This is a genomic window from Streptomyces sp. NPDC002309 (genome assembly GCF_053593375.1).
In genome coordinates this window covers 26484-51119 of the sequence record NZ_JBSFCI010000034.1, presented here as the reverse complement: position 1 = coordinate 51119, position 24636 = coordinate 26484, and the positions used below count along the sequence as shown (strand labels likewise).

Below are 24636 nucleotides of genomic sequence, written 5' to 3'. Positions count from 1 at the left end.
CACGTCACTGAGCGCGAGTGCACGGATGCGCGGATTCCGTCGTCTCACCCAGTGCCCGGCCTCACACCGGAAGTCCGTCCGGCCGTCACAAGGGAGCAAGGCGATGTCCACCGTCATCGAGCAGACAGTCGAGGCACGCCTCGTCGCCGCCGCGCCCCGGATGCCCAGCATCCCCGCGACACTCATCTACGACCTGACCGATCCGTTCGCGATCCGGATGACGTTCCCGGCCCAGGCCACGCTGAAGAACGAGGAGGTCTGCTGGACCTTCTCCCGCGAGCTGCTGGCCGCCGGCATGCACGAGCCCGAGGGCCGCGGCGACGTCCGGGTGCGGCCGTACGGCTACGACCGGACGGTGCTGGAGTTCCACGCCAGTGAGGGCACGGCCGTCGTGCACGTCCGCTCGGGCGAGCTGCTCCGGTTCCTGGCGGCGACGCGCGTGCTGGTGCCCGAGGGCCTGGAGCACGCCCACCTCGACCTGGACCACGACCTGGCGGAGCTGATGCGGGACGCCTGCTGACCGGCGTCCTTCCTCCCTCGCCGCCGGTGCGGTCCGGCCGCGGGCGCCCGTTAATCCGTTGACAGGCCCCGGCACCCCTCGTACGTTGAATGCGGTCCTGTTGCCGCCGATTGGAGAAGGACGTTGCTCGTCTGAGGTCCTGAGACACCGCGTCGCACCTGTCAGGTGTGTACGCCGCGTGCGACCTCGGCGTTCGAGCCGTCCTTGCGGAGCGGGGCTTTCCCTGTGCTCCCACACCTCTGGGCCCACGGCCCGCACGGTGGTCGCCGCCTTCCGGTGTCTCGACACGCGTTGCCCCTGAACGCTTCAAGCAACCGCGAGGCCCCTGTGCATACTTCGATCACCTGTACGTCCCTTTCCTTCGCCTGGCCCGACGGCACCTCCGTCTTCGACGGCCTCGATGCCTCCTTCGGTACCGGCCGGACCGGGCTCGTCGGCGTCAACGGATCGGGGAAGTCGACCCTGCTGAAACTGATCGCCGGCGGTCTGGCCCCGGCCGACGGCACCGTGCGTGTCGCGGGCGAGGTGGGCCACCTCCCTCAGAACGTCACCCTGGACACCGCGCTGCGCGTCGACGAGGCCCTCGGCATCGCCGCCCGGCGTGCCGCGCTGCACGCCATCGAGGCCGGTGACCCGGCCGAGGAGCACTTCGAGACCGTCGGCGACGACTGGGACGTCGAGGAGCGCGCCCTGGCCACCCTCGGCGAACTCGGCCTCGGCCATGTCGGGCTGGACCGCACCGTGGGCGAGATCTCCGGCGGTGAGTCCGTCCTGCTGCGGCTGGCCGCGCTGCTCCTGCGCCGCCCGGACATCCTGTTGCTGGACGAGCCCACCAACAACCTCGACGTGTACGCGCGCAGACGGCTGTACACGGCCGTCGCGGACTGGCCGGGCGTCATGCTGGTGGTCAGCCACGACCGCGAACTGCTCGAACTGGTCGACCAGATCGCCGATCTGCGCTCCGGGGAGATCACCTGGTACGGCGGGAACTTCTCGGCGTACGAGGAGGCCCTGGAGGCGGAACAGGAGGCGGCGGAGCGGATGGTGCGCGTCGCCGAGGCCGACTTCCGCAAGCAGAAGCGCGAACTGGCCGACGCCCAGGTCAAACTGGCTCGTCGCAAGCGGTACGGCCAGAAGATGTTCGAGCAGAAGCGCGAGCCGAAGATCGTCATGGGGGCGCGCAAGCGCGCGGCGCAGGAGTCCGCCGGCAAGCACCGCATCCTGCACGAGGAGAAGCTCGCCGACGCCAGGGAGCGGCTCGACGAGGCCGTGGACGCCGTACGGGACGACGACGAGATCCGCGTCGACCTGCCGTACACCGCGGTGCCGCAGGGCCGGAGCGTGCTCACCCTGCGGGACCTGGAACTCGCGTACGGCGCGAGGGTCGAGGGCGGCTTCGATCTGTACGGTCCCGAGCGGATCGCGCTGGTCGGGCGTAACGGCGCGGGCAAGACGACGCTGCTGCGCACCGTCGCCGGGGAGCTGGCGCCGGTGTCCGGCGAGGCGACGGCGCATGTGCCGTTGCGCTTTCTGCCGCAGCGGCTCGACGTGCTGGACGGCGGGCTGACGGTCGCGGAGAACGTGGCCCGGTTCGCGCCGGGCGCCACCAACAACGGGGTCCGGGCGCGGCTGGCCCGCTTCCTGTTCCGGGGCGCGCGGGCGGACCAGCAGGCGGACACACTGTCCGGCGGGGAGCGCTTTCGCGCCACCCTGGCCGCGCTGATGCTGGCGGAGCCCGCCCCGCAGCTGCTGATGCTGGACGAGCCGACGAACAACCTGGACATGGCGAGCGTGCGGCAGCTCACCACGGCACTGGAGTCGTACGAGGGGGCGTTGATCGTGGCCAGTCACGATCTGCCGTTCCTGGAGTCGATCGGCATCACCCGCTGGCTGCTGCTGGCCGGAGAACTCAGGGAGGTCACGCCGGAGGCTGTCGGGGACCCCTCCTAGCGCCCGTGGGGAGGACGCCGGCCCGGGCCGCCCAGGGTCGCGGGGTCCGGACCCGGTTGTTGGTGGCGCCCGGCGCGGGCTCTGGCACGGACGCCTTCCGTGGGGGAACTCCCGCGGAAGACGTCCGCGCGGGGACGGGTCCGGGGGCTGTCCTCTCCCACGATGTCCCTGCATGATGTCGGCCTGCCCCTGCACGTTCCGGCCGGACCCGGGTATCCGGACAGCGACGACGCCCCATCCGATACGGAGACCGCACGTGCCCAGCAGGAAAGCCCTCATCCGTCGCCCCGGCCCGCGCCTCGTGGAAGGCCTGGTGACGCACATCCGGCGGGAGAAGGCCGACGCCGAGCTCGCGGAGCGCCAGTGGGAGGCGTACGTGGAGGCGCTGGGCAGCCACGACTGGGAGACGATCGAGGTCGATCCGGCCGACGACTGCCCGGACGCCGTGTTCGTCGAGGACACCGTCGTCGTGTACCGCAACGTCGCCCTGATCGCGCGCTCCGGTGCCCAGTCCCGGCGGGACGAGACCGGGGGCGTCGAGGAGGCCGTCGCCCGTCTGGGCTGCTCGGTGAACTGGATCTGGGAGCCGGGCACCCTGGACGGCGGTGACGTGCTGAAGGTCGGCGACACGCTCTACGTCGGACGGGGCGGGCGCACCAACGCCGCCGGGCTGCGCCAACTGCGGGCCGTCTTCGAACCGCTCGGGGCACGCGTGGTCGCCGTGCCCGTCAGCAAGGTGCTGCATCTGAAGTCGGCGGTCACGGCGCTGCCCGACGGGACGGTGATCGGGCACATCCCGCTGATGGACACGCCGTCGCTGTTCGCCCGTTTTCTGCATGTGCCGGAGCCCTCCGGCTCCCACGTCGTGCTGCTCGGCGGGAACGAACTGCTCATGGCGGCCAGCGCCCCCAAGACCGCGGAGCTGTTCAGGGACCTCGGCTACACCCCGGTGGTCGTGGACATCAGCGAGTTCGAGAAACTCGAAGGGTGTGTGACATGCCTCTCGGTACGGCTCCGTGAGCTGTATGCCTAGGTGGCCTGAACAGGGGTCTTTACGGCGCACTTAACCTACGTCTTCGTAACCTACGGATTCGTAGCCTACGATCCCGTAGGTTCCCGGCTCCGCTCGCCGGTCCGACCCTCATGGTCCCACGTCCCCCTGGAGTACCCGTGACGATCACCTCTCCGCACCTCGGCAGCCCCTCCGTCTGGACCGACGCCCGGCTGCTGTACGCCCTGGAGGAAGTGGTCGAGAAGGAGCTCAACCGCCACCTGAAGGTCGCCAAGGACTGGATGCCGCACGAGTACGTGCCCTGGACCGACGGCCGCAACTTCCCCGGCCTCTTCGAGGACGGCGAGGCGTGGGAGAAGGGCCAGTCCAAGGTCACCGAGATCGGCCGGATCGCGCTGGTCGTCAACCTGCTGACCGAGGACAACCTCCCCAGCTACCACCACGAGATCGCCTCCCTCTTCGGCCGTGACGGCGCCTGGGGCACCTGGGTGCACCGCTGGACGGCCGAGGAGGGCCGGCACGGCATCGTGATGCGCGACTACCTGCTGGCCTCGCGCGCGGTGGACCCGGACAAGCTGGAGCAGTTCCGGATGTCGCACATGAGCGAGGGCTTCGAGTCGGACAACCGGCACTCCATGCTGCACTCGGTCGCCTACGTCGCCTTCCAGGAGCTCGCCACCCGCATCTCGCACCGCAACACCGGCCACCAGTCGGGTGACCCGGTCTGCGACCGGATGCTGGCGCGCATCGCGACCGACGAGAACCTGCACATGGTCTTCTACCGGAACCTACTGAAGGCGGCCTTCGAGCTGGCGCCCGACCTGACGATGCAGGCGGTGCGGGACGTCGTCGTCAACTTCCGTATGCCCGGCCACGGCATGCCCGGCTTCGAGCGGGCCGCCGCGCAAATGGCCATCGGCGAGGTCTACAACATGCGCATCCACCACGACGACGTGCTCCAGCCGGTGCTGCGCTTCCTGAAGATCCTGGAGATGGACGGGTTCGGACCCGAGGGCCTGAAGGCCCAGGAGGAGCTCGGGCTCTACATGAACGGGCTGGACGCGGAGGCCCTGAAGTTCGACGAGAAGCTGGCGGCGCGCAAGGCGCGGATGGCGGCACGCGGAGCGGTCTGAGCGGTCCGGCCGAGGGGGCGGAGTCCCGCCCCCTCCTGTCGCCGCACCCGCTGAGGACCGGTCAGTCCGGTCAGCAGGAGGTGCGGCGGAGCTGGAGGCGCTCCTTCTCGGACAGGCCGCCCCAGACGCCGAAGCGCTCGTCGTTCGTCAGGGCGTAGTCGAGGCACACGGCGCGCATCTCGCACAGCCCGCAGATGCGCTTCGCCTCACGCACCGAGCTGCCCGGCTCGGGAAAGAAGAAGTCCGACCCCGTCTGTGCGCACAAGGCCTCGGCCTGCCAGGCGGTGTCCGCCTCGGTGCTGGTTTCGAAGTGCATGACACAGAGCCTGCCGCGGCGCGAAAAACGTTCCATCAACGCGTGCTCAACGCGCCCGCACAGAGCCCCCGGCCGCCCCGATGATGCCCGCGCGGCGGGGCGCGACGCACAGCGGCGCGCGGAAACGGCCGCGCGCGGAAACGGCGGCGCTATGGAGCCGCGACGTGATGGAACGGCGGGGGACGACGAAAATCCCGCTCGTCGCGGAAGGTGAGCGTCAAGAACGCGTTCGGCGGGAGGTGTCAGGCACGCGGTTGCCGGTGCGCGGTGCGAGACTCGGCAGTGCAGGCAGCGGGCACGACCGGGAGGCCATGATGCTCACCACCCGTTTCGTCAACGGGGCTCCGAACTGGGTCGATGTCGCCACCCCCGACATCGACGGCGCCCTCCACTTCTACGGCGGTCTCTTCGGCTGGCAGTTCCGGTCGGCGGGACCCGAGGCCGGTGGATACGGCTTCTTCCAGCTCGACGGCAGGACCGTGGCCGGCGGCATGCAGACCACCGGCGAGGAGGGCCCGCCGTCCTGGACGGTGTACTTCCACAGCCCGGACGCGCAGGCCACCGCCGAGGCGGCCGAGCAGGCCCACGGGCGGGTGCTGGTGGCACCCATGGACGTGATGGACCAGGGCCGCATGGCGATCCTGGCGGACCAGCAGCGCGTGCCGTTCGGCATCTGGCAGCCCGGGCTCAACAAGGGCGTGGACGTGCTCGACGAACCCGGCGCGCTGTGCTGGCTGGAGCTGTACACGACGGACATCGCGGCGGCCGCCGGCTACTACAACAGGCTGCTCGGCTGGGAGACGTCGGCGGCGAACTCCCCGGGCGGTTCGTACACCTGCGTCAACCCTGCCGGGCAGGAGGAGGACACCATGTTCGGGGGCCTCGTCCCGCTGGCGGACGACCCCGCGGAGGATGTGCCCTACTGGCTGCCGTACTTCGAGGTCACCGACACGGACGCCGCGGTGGCCAGGGCCCGGGAGCTGGGGGGCACGGTCCGCGTGGAGCCCCTTGACCTGCCCGATGTCGGCCGCATCGCCAAACTGGCCGATCCGTACGGAGCCCGCTTCGCCCTGATCAGGAGCGCCAGGCCGCAATCCTGAGCCTGCCGGCCCCGGCCTCGCGACCCGCCTGCCGTCGCCCGGGCCCCGCGTTCCGGCCGAACCCGACGCGCCGGCCCTCGCGTGGGCCACGGCCTCCGGAGGGGCGCTCCTAGGCCGAGGCGCGGCGTACGAGGGTCGTCGACAGGACGACACCGGGTGCCGCGCCCTCCTCCGGCTCGTCGGGGCCTCCGCGCAGCCTGCCGATGAGGAGGCGGGCCATCAGACGGCCCATCTCCTCTATGTCCTGACGGACCGTGGTGAGCGGTGGGTCGGTCTGCTCGGCGACGGGCAGCATGTCGTCGAAGCCGACCACGGCGACGTCGTCGGGCACCCGCCGCCCCGCTTCGCGCAGCACGCGCAGGGCGCCCGACGCCATGAGGTCGTTGGCGGCGAACACGGCGTCCAGGTCGGGACGGCGCTCCAGGAGCGCTCGCATCGCGCGCTCGCCCCCGGCCGGGGTGAAGTCGCCCTCGGCGATCAGCCGGGGGTCGGTGCCGGACATGACGTCCCGGAAGCCGTCGAGACGGTCCACCGCCGACGTCTGGTCCAGGGCCCCGGCGATGTGCGCGATGCGTCCGCGGCCGAGGCCCACCAGATGCCGTACGGCCTCGCGGGCCCCGCCCCGGTTGTCGCTGTCGACGTACACGGCGCCGCGACCGTCGTCGTCCCGCCAGCCCGGCCGGCCCCCGAACACGGTGGGGATGCCGGCGCGCTGGATCAGGGCGGGCAGGGCGTCGTCGAGGTGCAGCGAGAACACCAGCGCCCCGTCGACGTGTCCGCCCGCCAGATAGCGGCCGACGCGGGCGTGGTCGTCGCGGCCTTCGGTGAGCAGCAGCACGAGTTGGTTGTCGTGCGCGGTCAGCTCCTTGCTGATGCCGCGGAGTTGGAGGGCGAAGAAGGGGTCGGCGAAGACGCGGGTCTCCGGCTCGGCGATGACGACGGCCACGGCGTCATGGCGTCTGGTCACCAGGCTGCGGGCCGCCTGGTTGGGTACGTACCCGAGTTCGTCGACGGCCCGCCGGACCCGCTCGATCAGCGGCTCGCGCACTCCGTCCCCGCCGTTGACCACGCGGGAGACGGTGGCGCGCGACACCCCGGCCCGGGCGGCCACGGCCTCCAGCGTGGGACGTGACACTGCCTCGGACACTTCGGGACTCCTCACCGGCGCTTGCCGATCAGGATAACCGCACGCCAGGGCGTGAGAGGGGGCGCTCAGCACGCGAACGCGCCCCCATCTCCCGGCCGGTGGGCCCCCGTTCAGTGCTGGTGGGCCCCGTGATCGCCCTCGGCTCCGGGCGCCTCGTCGCCGCCCTTCGTCCCTTCGGCGTCCTTCTCCCGCGCGGTGTCCTTCGCGCCGCCCGCCGCGTGGGGCTCGTGCGGGTCGTGCGGCTCGTACCCGGGGATCGTCCCGTCCGTCTTCTTCACCAGGAACAGGCCCACCATCCCCATGTCCGAGTGGCTCTGGACATGGCAGTGGTACATCCACGCCCCGGCGCCCACCCCCTCGCCCGCGATCACCTGGAAGCCGAAGGAGTCGGCCGGACCCACGATCTTGTTGTCGATGACCTGGCTGGGGTCGTCGGGGCCGGTCAGCATGCCGGTGCGGTTGTCGGCCCAGCGGTGACCGTGCATATGGAACGTGTGGTAGTACTCGCCGTGCGTGATCACGACGAACTCCACCCGGTCCCCCACCGTGGCCTCGAAGTCGGGCCCGGTGTGCGGCGCTCTGTTGTTGATGAGCAGGTCGTTGAAGACGATCGTGTGGGTGCGGTCCGGCAGCACATCGCCCTTCCTGCGGACGATCACCGGGCCGTACAGGCCCTTCCTGACCCCGCCGGTGCCATGGTCCGTGCCCACCACGTGGTCGTGGTAGTGCCAGTACCCCGCGCTGCCCGACCGCCAGGTGCCGTCCTTGCGGCGGCCGGGGGCATGGGTGCGCCAGGTGTAGGTGCGGGTCCCGCCCGGCTCCACATGGCTCTTGCTCAGCCGGGTGCCGTCGCTGGTGATCTCGTAGTCCAGGCCGTGCACATGCAGGCTCACGTCCCCGTCCGTGGTGTTCTCGAACTCGATGTGCGCGGTGTCGCCCTCGTTGAGCTCGATCAAGGGCCCCGGGATGCTCGCCGCGCCCTTCTCGAAGCCGTAGCCGAGCTGCCCGTCGGCGAGTTTCTCCGCGTAGAGCTTGATGTGTCTGACCTGGCCTCCGGCCGGGGCCGTCCGCGCCGCCACCTGGCCGGCGCCGGTCGCCTCCGTGCCCAGGGACAACGATGTCGCGACGGCGGCACCGCCGACAGCGGCGCCACCCAGGAGGAACCTCCGGTTGAACCCACGTCTGTCCATGCCGAACTCCCCACTCCGGTACGGGATTCAGGACGCTAGCGGGGACGGAGCCGTTTATCCACACTCAGGACAAAGTTTGACCGAACACGGTCATACCTATTGGCGGAGCGAGCAAAGAGGTCTAGCTTCTAGGCGCTGTCGCTGTGACCGACGAGGGGTGGATGACCACATGCGGTCCACATCGCACCACAGACCTGTCCGATTCATCAGTCCGTCCGGAAGGACGAGTACCGGACGGCGGGCCTGGACGGCCGCCGTGACCGCCGGATTAGTCGCGGCGGGCCTGCTCTCCGGCTCCGCCGCGAGCGCCCGCCCAGCCCCGGATCCGTCCCTGACAACGATGTCCATCAAGTCGCCGCCCGGCGGCTCCAACGTCCGCGTGCTGGTCTTCCACGGCTCCGCGGCAGCCGGCGACGAGTCACCCGTGGTGAACGCCGGTATCGAGGCGATCGAGCAGATCGGCCTGACCGGGCCCGCGAACCAGCGCTTCAGGACCGAGGCCACGGACGACGCCTCGGTCTTCACCAATGAGACCGAGCTGGGTCGCTACAACGCGATCGTGTTCCTTACCGGCGGCGGCGACGTGCTGGAGCCGGAGCAGGAGGCGGGCCTGGAGTCCTACATGGAGGCGGGCGGCGGTTTCGTCGGCGTCCATGACGCGGCCCGCGCCGAGCCGTACTCCGACTGGTTCACGGGCCTGGTGGGCGCCCGCCCGGCGGCGAACAGCCCGGCGAACGTCCAGCGGGCCACCGTCGAGGTGGGCGACCGGAGCCATCCGGCCACCAAGGACCTGCCGGTCCAGTGGAAGCGCCCCGACAAGTGGACGAACTGGGTGAGGAACCCGTCCGGCGAGGTGCACACGGTGGCCCGGGTGCGCGAGTCGACGTACCAGCCCGGCGCGGGCGCCAACGGCTGGGACCACCCGATCAGCTGGTGCCGTGACTACGACGGCGGCCGTTCCTTCTACACCGGTATGGGCGGCACGGTGTCGTCGTACGACGAGACCGACTTCCGCGCCCATCTGCGCGGCGCCCTGCAGTGGACGACCCGTGTCGCGCGGGCCGACTGCAAGGCGACGATCAACGCCCACTACAAGGCCGAGCGGCTGACCAAGGCCAACCAGCCCGGCCAGAACGACCAGATCGGCGAGCCGCACGGACTGGTCACCGCCCCCGACGGCCGCGTCCTCTACATCGGCCGCGGCGGCGCCGACTCCTCCCAGCCGGTGGTCGTCGACTGGAACAACCCGGACATCGGCAAGGGCAAGGGCGAGATCCACGTCTACGACCCGAAGACCGGGCAGGTCACCCTGGCCGGCGCCCTGACCGTCTTCGGCAACAAGGGCGGCGGCGACGAACTGGTCAAGGTCGAGGAGGGGTTGCTCGGCATCGAGCTCGACCCGCGCTTCGCGCAGAACGGCTGGGTGTATCTGCACTACACCCCGCACTCACGGATCGACCGTGACACGCGGATGGCCGAGCGGCGCGTCTCCCGCTTCACCCTGGACCTCGCCACGAACAAGCTCGACCTGGGCAGCGAGAAGGTGCTGCTCTCGTGGCCGGTGCAGATCCACAGCTGCTGCCATTCCGGTGGCGGGATGGCCTGGGACTCCCAGGGCAACCTGTACATCGCGACCGGCGACAACAACTCCAGCCGCTTCAGCGACGGTTACTCGGGCAACAACCCGGAGCCGAACTACAAGGGCGTCTCCTTCGCCGACGCGCGCCGCACCGCCGGCAACACCAACAACCTCAACGGCAAGATCCTGCGCATCCACCCGGAGCCCGACGGGACCTACACGCTCCCGGCCGGCAACCTCTTCACCGGCGAGGAGACCGCCGAGGGCGGCGGGAAGACGCGCGGCGAGATCTATGTGATGGGGGTCAGGAACCCGGCCCGGATCTTCGTCGACAAGAAGACGGACGTCCTCTACGCGGGCTGGGTCGGTCCGGACGCCTCGGCGCCCTCGACGACCTGGGGTCCCGCGAAGTACGACACCTTCGCCGCGATCACCGAGGCGGGCAACCGGGGCTGGCCGTACTGCATGGGCAACAAGCAGCCCTACCGGGACCGCAATCTCCCCGACCCGTCCAAGCCGCTGGGCTGGTACGACTGCGACCGCCCGAAGAACGAGTCCCCGAACAACGACGGTCTCGTCAACATCCCGCCGGTCACCGGGAACAACATCTGGTACTCGCCCCAGGGCGGCGCGCCCGACTTCCCGCGTGACGTAAGCGGTGTCCCCTCCTACAAGGCGGCGGAGGCCACCTACCGGCTGCCCTGGCTGAAGGGCGGCGGGCAGGCCGCGATGAACGGCCCGGTGTACCGGTCCGAGGACGTGGCGGCCGACAGCGCCGTCAAGTGGCCGGCGTACTGGGACGGCAAGTGGTTCGTCGGCGACTTCTACGACGCCGACCAGCCGCGCAACGCCGTGCTGATGGATCCGAAGACCCTGGGTGACGGCGGGCTGCCGGTGCACGCGGAGTCGCTGAAGAAGATCGTGCCGATCGGCAACGACGGCATCAGGAACCTGATGGACTGGAAGTTCGGTCCGGACGGCGCGCTGTACGTCCTCGACTACGGCCGCGGCTTCTTCACCTCGGACCCCAGGTCGGCGCTGTGGCGCGTGACGTACCAGGGCGGCGGCCCGACGCCGGCCGCCGGTCAGCTGGCGAGGGGGACACAGCGGTGACAGGCCGACGAAGAGTATGGGCGGCCCTGCTGGCCGCGCTCCTGACGGTGCTCGGGCTCCAGGCCTCCACGGCGGCCGGACAGTCCGAGCGGTCCGATCGAGCCGATCGCGCGGCCGCCGCACAGGTCCTGACCTGGACGGCCGGCAACGCCATCGACAAGTACGCCTCGGCGCCCACGACGGCGGTGGCGGGCCAGGCCACGATCGTCTTCGAGAACAGCGAGGCGACCGGCAACACCACCGGTATGCCGCACACCCTGACGTTCGTGACCAGCGATCCCGAGTTCAACGACGACGTCGAGTTGAACATCCTGGCCAACCCGAACGACGACCAGAACGGCAGGCACACCGCCGAGGTCACCCTCACCCCGGGCCGGTACTTCTACCACTGCACGATCCCCGGTCACGGCATGATGCAGGGCATCCTGACGGTGACCGAGGGCACCGGCGAGGACACCACCGCGCCCGCGGCGTCCGCGCACGTCAGCGGTACGCAGAACCAGCAGGGCCAGTACGTCGGCTCGGCGAGCGTGGCGGTGCACGCGACCGACGAGTCCGGTGGCTCCGGTGTCGACCGGATCGAGTACGCCGTCGGGGACGCCGGCGCCTGGCAGCCGTACACGGCCCCGGTCGTGGTCGACCAGGTGGGCGATCACAAGGTCCGCTACCGGGCGTTCGACAAGGCGGGGAACGTGTCCGCCGAGAAGAGCGCCGCGTTCACGGTGGTGTCACCGCCGACGGACGACGCGACGGCGCCGGAGACCTCGGCGACCGTGAGCGGTGAGCGGAACCCGGACGGCACCTACATCGACATGGCGACGGTCACCGTCACCGCGTCCGACACCGGCTCCGGCGTCAACACGATCGAGTACGCGATCGGCGCGTCCGGCGCCTGGCAGCCGTACGCGCAGCCGGTGATGGTGCATCAGGCGGGCACCCACACCGTCCGCTACCGCGCCACCGACAAGGCGGGCAACGTCGCGGCCGAGAAGAGCGTGCAGTTCACGGTCGTCGCGGCGCCTCCGCAGGACACGACACCGCCGGTGACGGGGGTGACCGTCGAGGGCACCCGTAACTCGGACGGGGCGTACGTGGCGAGCGCCGAGGTCACCGTCAGTGCCACCGACCACGGCGGTGAGGTCGCGAGCGTCGAGTACTCGCTCGACGGCGGGCCGTACCTCGCGTACGGCGGGCCCGTGATCGTCGACCGGGCCGGTGCGCACACCCTGGCGTACCGGGCGACCGACAAGGCGGGCAACACCTCCGCGGCGCGGACCGTGAGCTTCACGGTGGTCGCGGGCGGCGTGCCCGCGCCGCCCTGCCCGGAGTACGACGAGCGGCTGACGGTCATCGTCGGCACGGTCGACACGGGTGTGCCGAACCGGCTCACCGAGAACCGGTGCCGGATCAACGAGCTGATCGAGGACGAGAAGGAGTGGACGTCCCACGCGCTCTTCCTCAAGCACGTGAAGAAGGTGCTGGACGGGCTCCGCGGTGACGGCGTCATCGACAAGCGTGAGTACAACGCGATCACCAAGGCGGCCCGGCAGTCCGGGATCGGCAAGCCCGGCCAGACCGAGGGCTACCGTCCGCTGTTCGACGGCAGTGCGGGCTCCTTCGCCAAGTGGCAGCACGTGGGCGGCGGTTCGTTCGCGCTGAACGCCGACGGCACGATGACCAGCGGCACCACCAGGGCCGGGCTGGGCATGCTGTGGTTCCCGCAGCGCAAGTACGGCGACTTCTCGCTGAAGCTCCAGTGGCGGGACGACGCTCCCGGCACCGGCAACGCCAACTCCGGGGTCTTCGTGCGGTTCCCGCACGTCCAGGGCCATCCGGAGGAGTCGCGGCCGGAGTGGGTCGCCATCAAGTACGGACACGAGGTGCAGGTGTTCGACTCGCCCGCCGGCGACATGTACAAGACGGGGTCGGTCTACGGCTTCGACCGGGTGGGACTCGCGGGCGCGGGCGTCACCCAGAAGGGCACGTGGAACGACTACGAGATCCGGGTGGTGGACCAGCACTACTCGGTCTACCGCAACGGCAAGCTGATCAACGAGTTCGACAACATCGGTGGCCAGGACTTCACCCCGCCCCGCTCGGACGACCCGGGCACGGACGGGCGGCGGTTCGCCTCCGGCTACATCGGGCTCCAGGTGCACGGGACGACGGACGTGGTCTCCTACCGGGACATCCGGATCAAGGAGCTGTGACCGTCGGGTAGTCGAGCCGGAAGTCGAGGGCGGCCCTACGTCGTGGGGCCGCCCTTCTTCGCCCGGCTCGGCTGCACCCGCTTGGGCTCACCCGGCATCTTCGGGTACTCGGGCGGGTAGGGCAGGTCGCCGAGCCCGTGGTCGCGTTCGTCCTTGTCCGCCAGCTCCAGCAGCGCGTCCAGCGCGTACCGGTGGTCGTCCATGTCCGCGTGCACGTCGCCGAGTTCGGCGAAGCGCGCGGGCATCGTCGCGAGGTCGAAGTCCCGGGGGTGCGCGCTCCCGACCTCCTCCCAGCGCAGCGGCGCCGAGACCGGGGCGTACGGGCGGGGGCGTACGGAGTAGGCGGAGGCGATCGTGCGGTCCCGCGCGGTCTGGTTGTAGTCGACGAAGATCCTCTCGCCCCGCTCCTCCTTCCACCACTTGATCGTGACGTGCTCCGGCATCCTGCGTTCCAGCTCCCGGCCCACGGCGATGGCGGCACGGCGGACCTGGGTGAAGGTCCAGCGGGGCTCGATGGGCACGAAGACGTGCAGTCCACGGCCGCCGGAGGTCTTGGGGAAGCCGCGCAGTCCGCCGAACTCGTCGAGGACGGAACGCAGTTCGTGGGCGGCGCGGACCGCGTCGTCGTAGTCGGTGCCGGGCTGCGGGTCGAGGTCGATGCGGAGTTCGTCGGGGCTGTCGACGTCGTCGCGGCGCACCGGCCACGGGTGGAAGGTGAGCGTGCCGTACTGGGCGGCCCACAGGACGGCGGCCTCCTCGGAGGGGCACATCTCGTCGGCGCTGCGGCCGCTGGGGAAGGTGATGTGGGCGGTGGGGATCCAGTCGGGCATGTTCTTGGGAGCGCGCTTCTGGAAGAAGGACTCGCCGGTCACGCCGTCGGGGTAGCGCTCCAGGGTGGTCGGGCGGTCGCGCAGGGCGCGCAGGATGCCGGGGCCCACGGCGATGTAGTAGCGCGCTAGGTCCAGCTTGGTGAAACCGCGCTCCGGGAAGAACACCTTGCCCGGACTGGACAGCCGCACGGTGCGGCCACCCGCCTCCAGTTCCACCGCTTCACCCATGCGAGCCACGGTAAGCGCGGCGCACCCGTCCCGCACCCGGGCGCCTACCGCCACCGCGCGCCGCCGAACGGTCCGCGGCGGTGCGCCGCCGTCGGCACGGCGCCGCGTCCGGAGTCGGCCTAGAGTCGGGGCATGGACCTGCCGGTGATGCCTCCCGTCAAGCCGATGCTCGCCAAGTCCGTGGCGAAGATCCCGCCGGACATGCAGTACGAGGCGAAGTGGGACGGCTTCCGGGCGATCGTGTTCCGCGACGGCGACGAGGTCGAGCTCGGCAGCCGAACCACCAAGCCGCTGACCAGGTACTTCCCGGAGCTGGTGGAGGCCCTCAGGGAACGGCTGCCGGAGCGCTGTGTGCTGGACGGGGAGATCGTGATCGCCCGTGAGGGGCGGCTGGACTTCGACGCGCTCACCGAGCGGATCCACCCGGCCGCGTCCCGGGTGCGGACGCTCGCCGAGCGGACACCGGCCTCCTTCGTCGCGTTCGACCTGCTGGCGCTGGACGACCGGTCGCTGCTCGACGTGCCGCTCGCCGATCGCCGCGCGCTGCTGGTGACGGCGCTGTCCGGGGTGACGGCCCCGGTGCACGTGGCACCGGCGACGACCGACATCGACGTGGCGCGGCGGTGGTTCGAGCAGTACGAGGGGGCGGGCCTGGACGGAGTGGTGGCCAAGCCGCCGGCACTGGGCTACCGACCGGACGAGCGGGCGATGTTCAAGGTCAAGCACGAGCGCACGGCGGACGTCGTGGTGGCCGGCTACCGGCTGCACAAGAGCGGGCCCGTGGTCGGCTCGCTGCTGCTCGGGCTGTACGACGACGAAGGCGCCCTCCAGCACGTCGGGGTGGCCGCCGCCTTCTCCATGGCGCGGCGCGCGGAGCTGATCGAGGAACTGGAGCCGCTGCGCCCGGACGACGTGACGGGGCATCCGTGGGCGGCCTGGGCCGAGGAGGCGGCGCACGAGACGGCCCGGCTGCCCGGGGCGCCGAGCCGCTGGTCGGGCAAGAAGGACCTCTCCTGGGTACCGCTGAGACCGGAACGGGTGTGCGAGGTGGCGTACGACCACATGGAGAACGGCGCGCGGTTCCGGCACACGGCCCGCTTCCGCCGCTGGCGGCCGGACCGGACCGCGGACAGCTGCACGTACGCCCAGCTCGACGAGCCGGTGCGGTACGACCTCTCGGAGATCCTCGCACCCCGGACGTGAGCCGCGTCCGGGTCTCGCGAGGCGCGGGTGTGTCCCGGGCGGCCCGACGGCGCGGGCCCGGCCTCAGGGCCGCATGACGATCTTCACGGCCCCGTCCCGCTTGTGCTGGAACATCTCGTACGCCTCGGGCGCCTCCTCCAGCGACAGCCGATGGGTGGCGAAGTCGTCGACGCCGAGCGGGTCGTCGTCGCTCAGCCGGGGCAGGATCTCGTCGGCCCAGCGGCGGACGTTCGCCTGGCCCATCCGGATCTGGAGCTGCTTGTCGAACATGGTGAGCATCGGCAACGGGTCGGCCGTGCCGCCGTAGACGCCGGAGAGCGAGAGGGTGCCGCCGCGGCGCACCAGCTCGATGGCGGTGTGCAGGGCGGCGAGCCGGTCGACGCTGAAGCGCTCGGCGAGCGTGGCGCCGAGCCTCCTCGGCAGCAGGGCGGACGCCTGCTGGGCGAGACGGGCGGCGAGGCTGCCGTGGGCCTCGGTGCCGACCGCGTCGATCACGGCGTCGGGGCCGCGCCCGTCGGTCTCGTCCCGGATCGCGGCGATCAGCTCCTTCTCGCTGTCGAAAGCCCGCAGGTCGTACGTCCGCACGCCCCGTGCCGTCGCCCGGCGCAGCCGGTCGGGGACCAGGTCGACGCCGAACACACGTCCGGCACCCAGGATCTGGGCGACCCTGCACGCCATGTCACCGATCGGTCCGAGCCCGAGGACGGCGACGGAACCGCCTGGCGGGATGTCGGCGTACGCGACGGCCTGCCAGGCCGTGGGCAGCACGTCGGACAGATACAGGAACCGTTCGTCGGGCGGGCCCTGCGGCACCTTGATGGGGCCGAACTGGGCCTGCGGGATGCGCAGGTACTCCGCCTGGCCGCCCGGCACCGAGCCGTACAGCCGGGTGTAGCCGAAGATGGCGGCGCCCATGCCCTCGCCGGTCACCTGGGTCGTCTCGCACTGCGTGGGGAGCGATTCGAGGCACATCCAGCAGTTGCCGCACGCGATCTGGAAGGGCACGACGACCCGGTCGCCGACCGCGAGGTCCGGTACGCCGGGGCCGACCTCCTCGACGATGCCCATCGGCTCGTGCCCGAGGATGTCGCCCGGTGTCATGAACGGTGTCAGCACCTCGTACAGATGCAGGTCGGAACCGCAGAGCGCCGTCGAGGTCACGCGGATGACGGCGTCGGTGGGCTCCTCGACCCGCGGGTCGGGCACGGTCTCCACCCGCACGTCACGCTTCCCCTGCCATGTCACAGCCCTCATCACCCGCACTCCCTCCGTCGCACGCCTTCGTCCTCCGGCAACGCCGGGCGGCCCGGGTACCCGGGCCGCCCGGCGCCGAACCGTCGCCGTGTTCCCGGTCCGGCGGCTGGGCCGGGCGGCCCAGCCGGGTTGCGCGATCGGCTCATGTCCCGTAGGGACCGGTGCCGACCGGGTATGGCCATGGATGAACGGACAACCACACCATCGAGGGCAGGGACTGAGCGGGTGGCGGCGGTGGGCATGGGCAGGGGACGCGGAGCGCGCGGAGGGCGGACCGCCCTGACGGCGGTGGCGGTGGTCTCGCTGATGGCGGGCTGCACGAGCGGCGGGGGCGCGCCCGACGACGACGGACGGGCGCCGAGGCCGGGACCCGAGGCGTCACCGACGCGCGCCGCGCCGCCACCGGGCCCGGTACTCGCGGTGAAGATCGACAACGCCCGCCCGGCCCGGCCCCACACCGGACTCGGCGCGGCGGACGTCGTCTACGTCGAGCAGGTCGAGGGCGGGCTCAGCCGGTTGATGGCGGTGTACGCGAGCAGCCTGCCGCGGACGGTGGGGCCGGTGCGCAGCGCCCGGGAGGCGGATCTGGAACTGCTGCGTCAGTTCGACCGCCCCGTCCTCGCCTTCTCCGGCGCGCAGAGCCGGCTGCTGCCCCTCATCGACCGGTCCCCGCTGCGCGCCGAGCCCGCCGACCGCAGCCCCGGCGCCTACGTCCGCGACGGCGGCAGGGCGGCTCCCCACAACCTGTACCTCCGCCCGCACCGGCTGATGTCCTCCGCCCCCGGCAGGGCGGCCCTCGCGCCGGCCGGCCTCACCTTCGGCGCCGCCCCCGAGGGCGGCAGGACGGAACCCACCCGGACCGTCCGCTATCCGGCGGCCCGCTTCACCTTCACCTGGGACGCCGCCCGCGACCGCTACCGGGTCGCGCTGGACGGAACCGCCGCGACCGCGGCCGACGGGCAGCCGCCGACGCCCGCGACGGTCGTCGTGCAGTACGTGCGGATGCGCCCGTCGGACTACTTCGACTCCCGGGGCAGCAACACGCCCTACACGGAGACCGTCGGCTCGGGCACGGCGGAGGTCCTGCGCGACGGGAAGTCCTACGCCGCGCTGTGGAAGCGTCCGGAGCCGGGCGACGGCACCCGGTTCACCACCGCGGACGGTGAACCGCTGAACTTCGCCGAGGGCCAGGTGTGGGTGCTGCTCACGAAGGCGTGAGTCAGGGGCGCCCCGGGCGGGGTTCCGCCGCGCCGCGAGGACCACTCGGCGGCTCCGGGCGGCCCGGCGCGCTCAGGACTCCAGTTCCGCCAGCGCCTCCCGGGCCCGCCGGGCCAGACCGTCCGCGCCGCAGGAACGGGCCAGTGTCAGACCCCGGTTGAGTTCGGTCGTGGAGCGGGCGGCGACGCCGTACTCGACACGGGCGGCGGCGTGCTCGTACTGGCAGGGCGAGGCCTCCAGATAGGTGACCGCCTGCGCGGCGAGGCGCACCTTGCGCCGGCCGGTCTCCAGGCGTGCGGCGCAGCGCAGGGCCTCGCCGATGGCGGTGTCCGTGCCGAACAGCTCGGCCTGGCGCCGGGCGTCGGCCGCGAGCCGGGCCGCGCGGGCCGGGTCCTGGGTGGCGAGGGCGCCGGCGAGGTCGACGGTCCAGGGTGCCAGCACCGGGTTGTGCCCGCCACGGACGGCGGCGGCCTTCTCGGCGGCCTCCAGTTCGTTGACCGCCTCCTCGGTACGGCCCACGGCGAGCAGCAGCCTGCCGCGCACCGAGCGGGCGTCCGGAAGGACGATCGTGGACGGGTAGGGCGGGGCGAAGCCGTACTGCTGGGCGATCGTCCAGGCCTGCTGCACATGCCCGCGGGCCAGCAGGGTGTCGACCAGGCCGCAGGTCGCCGACCAGTACAGCGGCAGCCCGCGGCCGACCCGCTCGGCCAGGCGCAGGGATTCGCGCAGGACGGTCTCGGCGTCCCTCAGACGGCCCTGCCTGCGGAAGGCCAGGCCCAGGTAGGCGTTGGCGAGGGCGAGGTGGCCGCCGCTCCAGCCGGCCGTGGTGTAGGTGCGCAGGGCCTCGGCGAAGAGGTTCTCGGCGCGGTCGAGGCGGTCCGCGTAGGCGTAGGCGCTGCCGAGCATCATCAGCAGTTCGACACCCCACTCGGTGTCGGTCCAGCCGAGGCCGGGCGCGAGCCGCCCGTTGACGAGCGCGCGGTCGCACGACTCCACGACCTCCTCGGCGTTCTCCCCGTGGTTCATCGCGTCGAAGCCGCGCAGGATGAGCAGCGCGCGCTCGGAGTTGTCGCGGCCGGTGCAGGTACGGGCGAGTGCGGCGAGCCGCTCGGAGCGGCCCGGGGACTGCGCCTCACCGGCGTGGACCCCCTCCCACATGTACTGCACGGCCCGCAACCGCAGCCGGGCGGGGCCCTCCTCGAGCCGTGCGGCCTCGGCCTCGACCGTGCGGACGGCCTGTTCGAGCTGGTCGTTGTGGAGCAGTGCCTGGGAAAGGCGGAAGACGGCGTCGACGCGGGTCGGCCCGTCCAGGCCGGGCATGGCGAGCGCGGTCTGGAGGTGGCCGATGGTGCGGGCGGGCGCGGTGAGCAGGGTCGCGCAGCCCAGTTCGTACAGCACGCGCGCGTGCACATCGGGCCGGGGCGGCTCCTGCAGGGCGCGTTCGAGACAGCGGCGGGCCGCGTCGGGCGCGCCGACGGCGAGGTGCTCCCGGGCGGCCTCGCGCAGCTGCTCGACGAGTTCGACGTCGTCGTCCGGGTGGACCTGGAGCAGATGCCGGGACGCGGCGGCGGCGCCGCGGCCGGAGTCGGTGACGATCTGCGCGGCGATGCCGTGCATCGCGGTGCGCAGGGCGTCCGGGATGGAGTGGTAGACGGCGGAGGCGATCAGCGGGTGGACGAACTCCAGGTCGCCGTCGTCGGCCTGGGCGCCCGCCGGGTCGGGGACGGTGAGGATACGGGCCGAGCACAGCAACTCGGCGCAGCGAACGGCCTGTTCACGGCCCATGGTGGTGAGCCGGGCGACCAGGTCGACGGATATGCCGGTGCCGAGTATCGCGGCCGCCCAGGCGAAGCGGGTCGCGTCGATGCCGAGCCCCTCCAGGCGGGCGACGAGTCCGCCGCCGCGCGCCGAGCGGTTCAGCGCGCGCAGTTCACCGGCCGAGGACTCGGTCGGCTCCAGCTCGCTCTCCTGCACCTTCGCGAGCAGCTCGACGGTCTCGTAGGGGTTGCCGCCGGTGACGGCCCAGACCTCGCGGCAGAACGGGGCGTCGGCGTGCCTGCCCAGCGTCGCGCGGGTGAGCCCGGCGGAGGCGTCCGGGGTGAGGGCGCTCAGCATCGTCTCCGGGTGGCCCGCGGCGGCGGCGACCGCGTCGAGGTGGCGGGCGCTCTCGCCGGTCTCCTCGCCGGGTCGGCGAGCCACCACGACCAGCACGGACAGGTCGTCCAGCCGCTCGGCGAACGCGGCGAGCCAGCGCAGTGTCTCCTGATCCGCCCAGTGCGCGTCGTCGATGAGCAGCACCAGCGGCCAGTCGCGCTTGGCGAGTCGGCGCACGGCGACGACGAGTCCGTCGCACACACCCTGCGGGTCGGGCTGCCGCCCGCCGGGGTCGGCGATGCCGAGGGCCGGGCCGGCGACCTCGTACCAGTCCCCCAGGTACTCCCGGGCCTCCTCGGGGAGCAGGGAGACCAGGGCGGGCTGCAGCAGTTGGCGTACGACGTTGAAGGGGACGGAGCGGAGGGTCTCGCCGCCACGCGCCGACCACACCGTGCAGCCGCGCCCCTCGGCCATCCGGCGGGTCTCGGCGAGCAGCGCGGTCTTGCCGAGGCCGGCCTCGCCCCGTAACAGCAGCAGGCCGCCCGACGACGCGCGGTCCACGCACAGGGCGTCGAGCGCGCCGGCGACCGCGGCGATCTCCTCGTCCCGCTCCCACAGGGAGCCCGAGGCGCCCGCCGCCGGCGGTACCACCGTCATCCCGCTGCCTCCCCCGGTCGTCCGACTGGCGTACAGGGCGAGCCTAGCCCTCCGGCAGGCCCGGCGTCGGGTGGTCGGGAGACTGTGGTCGCCACGGGTGAGGCCCTCGTGAAAGTTATTGACAGTCAACGGCGGTGAACTGACGCTTATTTTCGACTGCCGGGGCTCAACAGCGGTGACGGGACGGGAGACACGCCATGAACGCGCCTGCGAAGGTCACCGGCACGAGGCCGGAGCGGTCCCGCCGCGCGCTGGTCGCCGGTTCGGTGGGCAACTTCATCGAGTGGTACGAGTTCGGTGTCTACGGCTACTTCGCCACCGTCATCGCGGCCCGCTTCTTCACCCCCGAGGGCGGCGGCGAGGCCGAGGCCCTGGTGAAGACGTACGCCTCCTTCGCGCTCGCCTTCTTCTTCCGGCCGGTCGGGGCGGCGCTGTTCGGGCGGCTGGGCGACCGCATCGGCCGGCGGCCCGTGCTGATCCTGGTGATCGCGCTGATGACGGGCGCGACGACCCTGATCGGCGCGCTGCCGACGTACGAGACGGCGGGCGCTCTGGCGCCCTGGCTGCTCACGTTCCTGAGGGTTGTTCAGGGGCTGTCGGCGGGAGGAGAGTTCGGGGGCGCGGTCGCGGTCATGACGGAGTTCGCTCCGCCGGGCAGGCGCGGGCTGTACGGCTCGTGGCAGTCGTTCACCGTCGCGCTCGGGCTGCTCGGCGGGGCGGGCGTGGCGGCGCTGCTCGCCACCGTGCTGACGGAGGCCCAGCTCGGGGACTGGGGCTGGCGGCTGCCGTTCCTGCTGACGCTGCCGATGGGGCTGGGCGCGCTGTGGCTGAGGCTGCGGCTCGAGGAGACACCGGCGTTCAGCGAGCGGCGCGAGGCGCGCCGACCGCCCCCGCGCGAGGTGGTGCGGGCGATCGCGCTGGGCGCCGGGCGGATCATGGGCTGGGCGGCGGCCGGGTACACCTTCCTGGTCGTGCTGCCGTCCTACCTCCAGAGCAGTCTGGACGCGAGCTTCCAGCAGGCGCTGACCGCCACCGTGCTGGCCAACCTCGGCTTCGCGGTGACCATCGTCCCGGCGGGGCTGCTCAGCGACCGGTTGGGCCGACGGCCGGTGATGCTGTCCGGGGCGCTGCTGGTGGTGGTCCTCGCGGTGCCGCTGCTGAACCTGCTCCAGGACCCGGGCGCCCCCGAGGCCGTCAAGGGTCTGGCGGTGTTCGCCGCGGGCGCCGTGGTGGGGCTGATGGCCGGGCCGGGGCCGGCGATGCTGTCGGAGATGTTCCCGACCACCGTCCGCTACACGGGCCTGGGACTCGCCTACGCCCTGTCCAATGCGGTGTTCTCGGGCTGTGCCGGGCTCATCATCACGGAGACGATCGAACGGACCGGCGACGTGGACATCCCGGCGTACTACGCGGCGGCCACCTGCGCGGTCAGTGTGCTGGCCCTCGCCACACTCCCGGCGCGGGGAGCTTCGAAGGAGGCGAGGTGAACGGATGCGGGTGATCGGGCTGATGTCCGGCACGTCCTACGACGCCATCGACGCGGCGGCGGCCGAGCTGAGCCTCGTCGGTGACCGTCTCGTGCTGAGGCCGCTCGGGATGGTGAGCGAGCCCTACGACGACACGTTGCGCCCGGCGCTCGCCGCGGCGCTGCCGCCCGGGACGACCACGTTGGCGGAGGTGTGCCGGCTCGACACCCTGATCGGGCGTGCCTTCGCGGCGGCGGCCGTCCGCGCCGACCGTGAACTGTGCGAGGGGCGGGCCGAGTTGGTGGCCTCGCACGGGCAGACGGTGTACCACTGGGTCGACGAGGGCCGGGTGCACGGCACGCTCCAGCTCGGGCAGCCCGCGTGGATCGCCGAGGCGACGGGGCTGCCCGTCGTCGCCGACTTCCGGCCCCGGGACATCGCCGCCGGCGGCCAGGGCGCCCCGCTGGTGAGCCTGGTCGACCTGCTGTGGCTGCGCGGCAGGCCGGGCAGGCCGGCGGCCCTGAACCTCGGCGGGATCGCCAATCTCACGGCGCCCGACGGGACCGCCTTCGACACCGGGCCGGCGTGTGCGCTGATCGACGCGGCGGCACACGGCTTCAGCGGCGGACGGCTGGCGTGCGACGTGGACGGCGCCCTCGCCGCCCGTGGCCGGATCGAGCCGGTGCTGCTGGAGCGGCTGCTGGAGGAGCCGTACTACGCGCTGCCCGCGCCCAAGACGACCGGCAAGGAACTGTTCCACGTCGGGTATCTGCACGAGGCGCTGGCCGGGGTCGGCACGCTGCCCGCCGAGGACGTGATCGCGACGCTGACCCACCTCACGGCCCGCACGGTCGCGGACGCGGTGCGGTCGGTGGGCGCCACCGAGGTGATCGCGTCCGGGGGCGGCACCCGCAATCCGGTGCTGATGCGGATGCTGGGCGAGCTGCTGCCGGGGGTCGCGGTGCGCCGCTCCGACGAGCTCGGGCTCGCCTCGGACGCGAAGGAGGCGTACGCGTTCGCGGTCCTGGGGTTCCTGACGGCGCACGGTCTGCCCGGCACGGTCCCGGCGAGCACGGGGGCCCGGCATCCGAGCGTGCTGGGGTCGGTGACGCCGGGGCGGGACGGACTGCGCCTGCCGCCGGCCGCGACAAAAGCCCCGGTGCGCCTGGTGCTGGACTGACCCGGCGTCGGTCCCTGGTTCCCCGCGACGGGCGTGCGGGCCCCGGTGGCTCCCGCCTCCACGGACCGGCAGCCCTCTCATCCCTCTTTCACCGAGGCCCCCTACGGTGGGGACATGACGCAGCTGACTCCTCCCGGGTGGTACCCCGACCCCGGGCAGACAAGTGACGGTCCCGCGACGGAGCGCTGGTGGGACGGCAAGGCGTGGACGGACCAGACCCGTCCGGCGGGGTCGGCCGCGGGCTGGGGTCCCCCGACGGGGCCGGCGCCGGCCCCGCACGCGCAGCAGACCCAGGCGGCGTTCCCCGCTTATCCGGGGAGCGCCGGGGCTCCCGGTCCGGCGGGGCACCAGGCGTATCCGGGGTATCCCGGACACCTGGGATACCCCGGATATCCGGTCCATCAGCCGGGCGGGCGCCGGCGCGGCCTGCGGATCGGGATAGCCGTCACGGCGGCGGCCGCGGTGCTCGCCTGCATCGGTGTCGGTGTGTACGCGCTGACCGACGACGGCGGCGCGAGCCGCGCCGACTCTCAGCAGGGACAGGACGGGCGGGACGGTGGCCGGGGCGGGCCGTTCGGCGACGAGGGCTCGGGCGGCCGCGACGGCGAGTCCCCCGAACCCGGGCAGCCGCGGGCACCGGAGGTCGAGGGCGGCGGCACGCTGTCCGACCCCGTGAACGGGATCAGCATGCGGGTGCCGGAGGGCTGGACCGGCCAGGCCTTCGCCATGGGCGCGCAGATGACGTCGGACGACGGCTACAAGTGCCCCGGCGACACGTCCAAGTCGTGCACCGAGGGCGGCGCGTACTCGGCGCCCGCCGAGGCCCTCGGCGCCAAGGGCAGCACGCCCGAGCAGGTCGCGAAGGCGGACATCGCGGCGAACGCCGAGGAGTCGTACGGCGGCGACAGCTACGGGGAGATCACCTCGCACCAGGTGCTGGCGTCGAAGGCGGTGACCGTGGCCGGGCAGAAGGGCTATCTGGTCCGCTGGAAGGCGGTCACCAGCAAGGGCGCGGACGGTCTGGTCGAGTCGCTCGCGTTCCGCTCGCCCGGCGGCTCCGGGCGGTTGGTCGTGGTCCGCTTCGGCATCGACGCCGACCAGAAGGAGTCCCTGATCGACGAGATCACCCAGGGGATCGAGGTGTCGTCCGGCGGAGGCGACGGGCAGAGCGTCTGAGAACCGCCCGGTCCTGTTCGGCCGGGCGGGGCACCTCGCCGCTCCGCAGGTGCCCCACCC

The 24636-nt window shown here is 72.2% G+C and carries 18 protein-coding genes; 12 read left to right on the top strand and 6 right to left on the bottom strand.

The window, feature by feature from the left end; genetic code table 11:
* Positions 1-103 precede the first annotated feature (103 nt).
* The 4 genes from ACWCPM_RS25995 (at position 104) to ACWCPM_RS25980 (ending at position 4615) form a co-directional block, all read left to right on the top strand.
* Positions 104-520, top strand: a complete 417-nt coding sequence (locus tag ACWCPM_RS25995; RefSeq protein WP_450978677.1) for an SsgA family sporulation/cell division regulator — start codon at positions 104-106, stop codon at positions 518-520.
* 327 nt (positions 521-847) lie between these two features.
* Positions 848-2470, top strand: coding sequence for an ABC-F family ATP-binding cassette domain-containing protein (locus ACWCPM_RS25990; RefSeq protein ID WP_450978676.1), 1623 nt, complete (start codon positions 848-850; stop codon positions 2468-2470).
* 256 nt (positions 2471-2726) lie between these two features.
* Positions 2727-3503 (top strand): dimethylargininase, encoded by a 777-nt coding sequence (gene ddaH / locus ACWCPM_RS25985; protein ID WP_450978675.1) that lies wholly within the window; start codon positions 2727-2729, stop codon positions 3501-3503.
* Between the two features lie 137 nt (positions 3504-3640).
* Positions 3641-4615: an acyl-ACP desaturase gene (locus tag ACWCPM_RS25980; protein ID WP_450978674.1), complete on the top strand. Its 975-nt coding sequence runs from the start codon at positions 3641-3643 to the stop codon at positions 4613-4615.
* Between the two features lie 70 nt (positions 4616-4685).
* Here the strand turns inward: ACWCPM_RS25980 and ACWCPM_RS25975 are convergent, their stop codons facing one another.
* Complete coding sequence (locus tag ACWCPM_RS25975) at positions 4686-4931, bottom strand: WhiB family transcriptional regulator (protein WP_450978673.1); 246 nt, start codon at positions 4929-4931, stop codon at positions 4686-4688.
* A gap of 314 nt (positions 4932-5245) precedes the next feature.
* On the opposite strand from ACWCPM_RS25975, the gene ACWCPM_RS25970 reads away from it, so the two are divergent.
* Positions 5246-6031 (top strand): VOC family protein, encoded by a 786-nt coding sequence (locus tag ACWCPM_RS25970; protein WP_450978712.1) that lies wholly within the window; start codon positions 5246-5248, stop codon positions 6029-6031.
* 109 nt (positions 6032-6140) lie between these two features.
* On the opposite strand, the gene ACWCPM_RS25965 is transcribed toward ACWCPM_RS25970, so the two are convergent.
* Both ACWCPM_RS25965 and ACWCPM_RS25960 read right to left on the bottom strand, forming a co-directional pair.
* Positions 6141-7178 carry a LacI family DNA-binding transcriptional regulator gene (locus tag ACWCPM_RS25965; RefSeq protein WP_450978672.1) on the bottom strand — a complete coding sequence of 346 codons (1038 nt, stop codon included), beginning with the start codon at positions 7176-7178 and terminating at the stop codon, positions 6141-6143.
* A 110-nt stretch (positions 7179-7288) separates the two neighbouring features.
* Entirely contained in the window at positions 7289-8368 is a 1080-nt protein-coding gene (locus tag ACWCPM_RS25960; RefSeq protein WP_450978671.1) for a multicopper oxidase domain-containing protein, read from the bottom strand.
* 169 nt (positions 8369-8537) lie between these two features.
* Here ACWCPM_RS25960 and ACWCPM_RS25955 point away from each other — a divergent pair, with 169 nt between their 5' ends.
* Together ACWCPM_RS25955 and ACWCPM_RS25950 are read left to right on the top strand one after the other, a co-directional pair.
* Positions 8538-11060, top strand: a complete 2523-nt coding sequence (locus tag ACWCPM_RS25955; RefSeq protein WP_450978670.1) for a ThuA domain-containing protein — start codon at positions 8538-8540, stop codon at positions 11058-11060.
* Positions 11057-13270: an OmpL47-type beta-barrel domain-containing protein gene (locus tag ACWCPM_RS25950; RefSeq protein ID WP_450978669.1), complete on the top strand. Its 2214-nt coding sequence runs from the start codon at positions 11057-11059 to the stop codon at positions 13268-13270. The genes ACWCPM_RS25955 and ACWCPM_RS25950 overlap by 4 nt, the downstream gene beginning before the upstream one ends.
* Before the next feature lie 35 nt (positions 13271-13305).
* On the opposite strand, the gene ligD is transcribed toward ACWCPM_RS25950, so the two are convergent.
* Entirely contained in the window at positions 13306-14328 is a 1023-nt protein-coding gene (gene ligD / locus ACWCPM_RS25945; protein WP_450978668.1) for a non-homologous end-joining DNA ligase, read from the bottom strand.
* A 132-nt stretch (positions 14329-14460) separates the two neighbouring features.
* Here ligD and ACWCPM_RS25940 point away from each other — a divergent pair, with 132 nt between their 5' ends.
* Positions 14461-15531: an ATP-dependent DNA ligase gene (locus ACWCPM_RS25940; protein ID WP_450978667.1), complete on the top strand. Its 1071-nt coding sequence runs from the start codon at positions 14461-14463 to the stop codon at positions 15529-15531.
* Positions 15532-15594: 63 nt separating this feature from the next.
* Here ACWCPM_RS25940 and ACWCPM_RS25935 read toward each other — a convergent pair whose 3' ends face one another.
* Positions 15595-16785, bottom strand: a complete 1191-nt coding sequence (locus ACWCPM_RS25935) for a zinc-dependent alcohol dehydrogenase (protein ID WP_450978666.1) — start codon at positions 16783-16785, stop codon at positions 15595-15597.
* A gap of 240 nt (positions 16786-17025) precedes the next feature.
* On the opposite strand from ACWCPM_RS25935, the gene ACWCPM_RS25930 reads away from it, so the two are divergent.
* On the top strand, positions 17026-18003 hold the full coding sequence (locus ACWCPM_RS25930; RefSeq protein WP_450978665.1) for a DUF3048 domain-containing protein: 978 nt from the start codon (positions 17026-17028) through the stop codon (positions 18001-18003).
* 72 nt (positions 18004-18075) lie between these two features.
* On the opposite strand, the gene ACWCPM_RS25925 is transcribed toward ACWCPM_RS25930, so the two are convergent.
* Entirely contained in the window at positions 18076-20754 is a 2679-nt protein-coding gene (locus ACWCPM_RS25925; protein WP_450978664.1) for an ATP-binding protein, read from the bottom strand.
* 197 nt (positions 20755-20951) lie between these two features.
* Here ACWCPM_RS25925 and ACWCPM_RS25920 point away from each other — a divergent pair, with 197 nt between their 5' ends.
* From ACWCPM_RS25920 to ACWCPM_RS25910, 3 genes are all read left to right on the top strand, one after another.
* The gene (locus ACWCPM_RS25920; RefSeq protein ID WP_450978663.1) at positions 20952-22241 is read left to right on the top strand and encodes an MFS transporter; all 1290 of its coding nucleotides are present in this window, start codon (positions 20952-20954) and stop codon (positions 22239-22241) included.
* 4 nt (positions 22242-22245) lie between these two features.
* Positions 22246-23400 carry an anhydro-N-acetylmuramic acid kinase gene (locus tag ACWCPM_RS25915; protein ID WP_450978662.1) on the top strand — a complete coding sequence of 385 codons (1155 nt, stop codon included), beginning with the start codon at positions 22246-22248 and terminating at the stop codon, positions 23398-23400.
* Between the two features lie 114 nt (positions 23401-23514).
* Entirely contained in the window at positions 23515-24576 is a 1062-nt protein-coding gene (locus tag ACWCPM_RS25910) for a DUF2510 domain-containing protein (protein ID WP_450978661.1), read from the top strand.
* Positions 24577-24636: the final 60 nt, after the last annotated feature.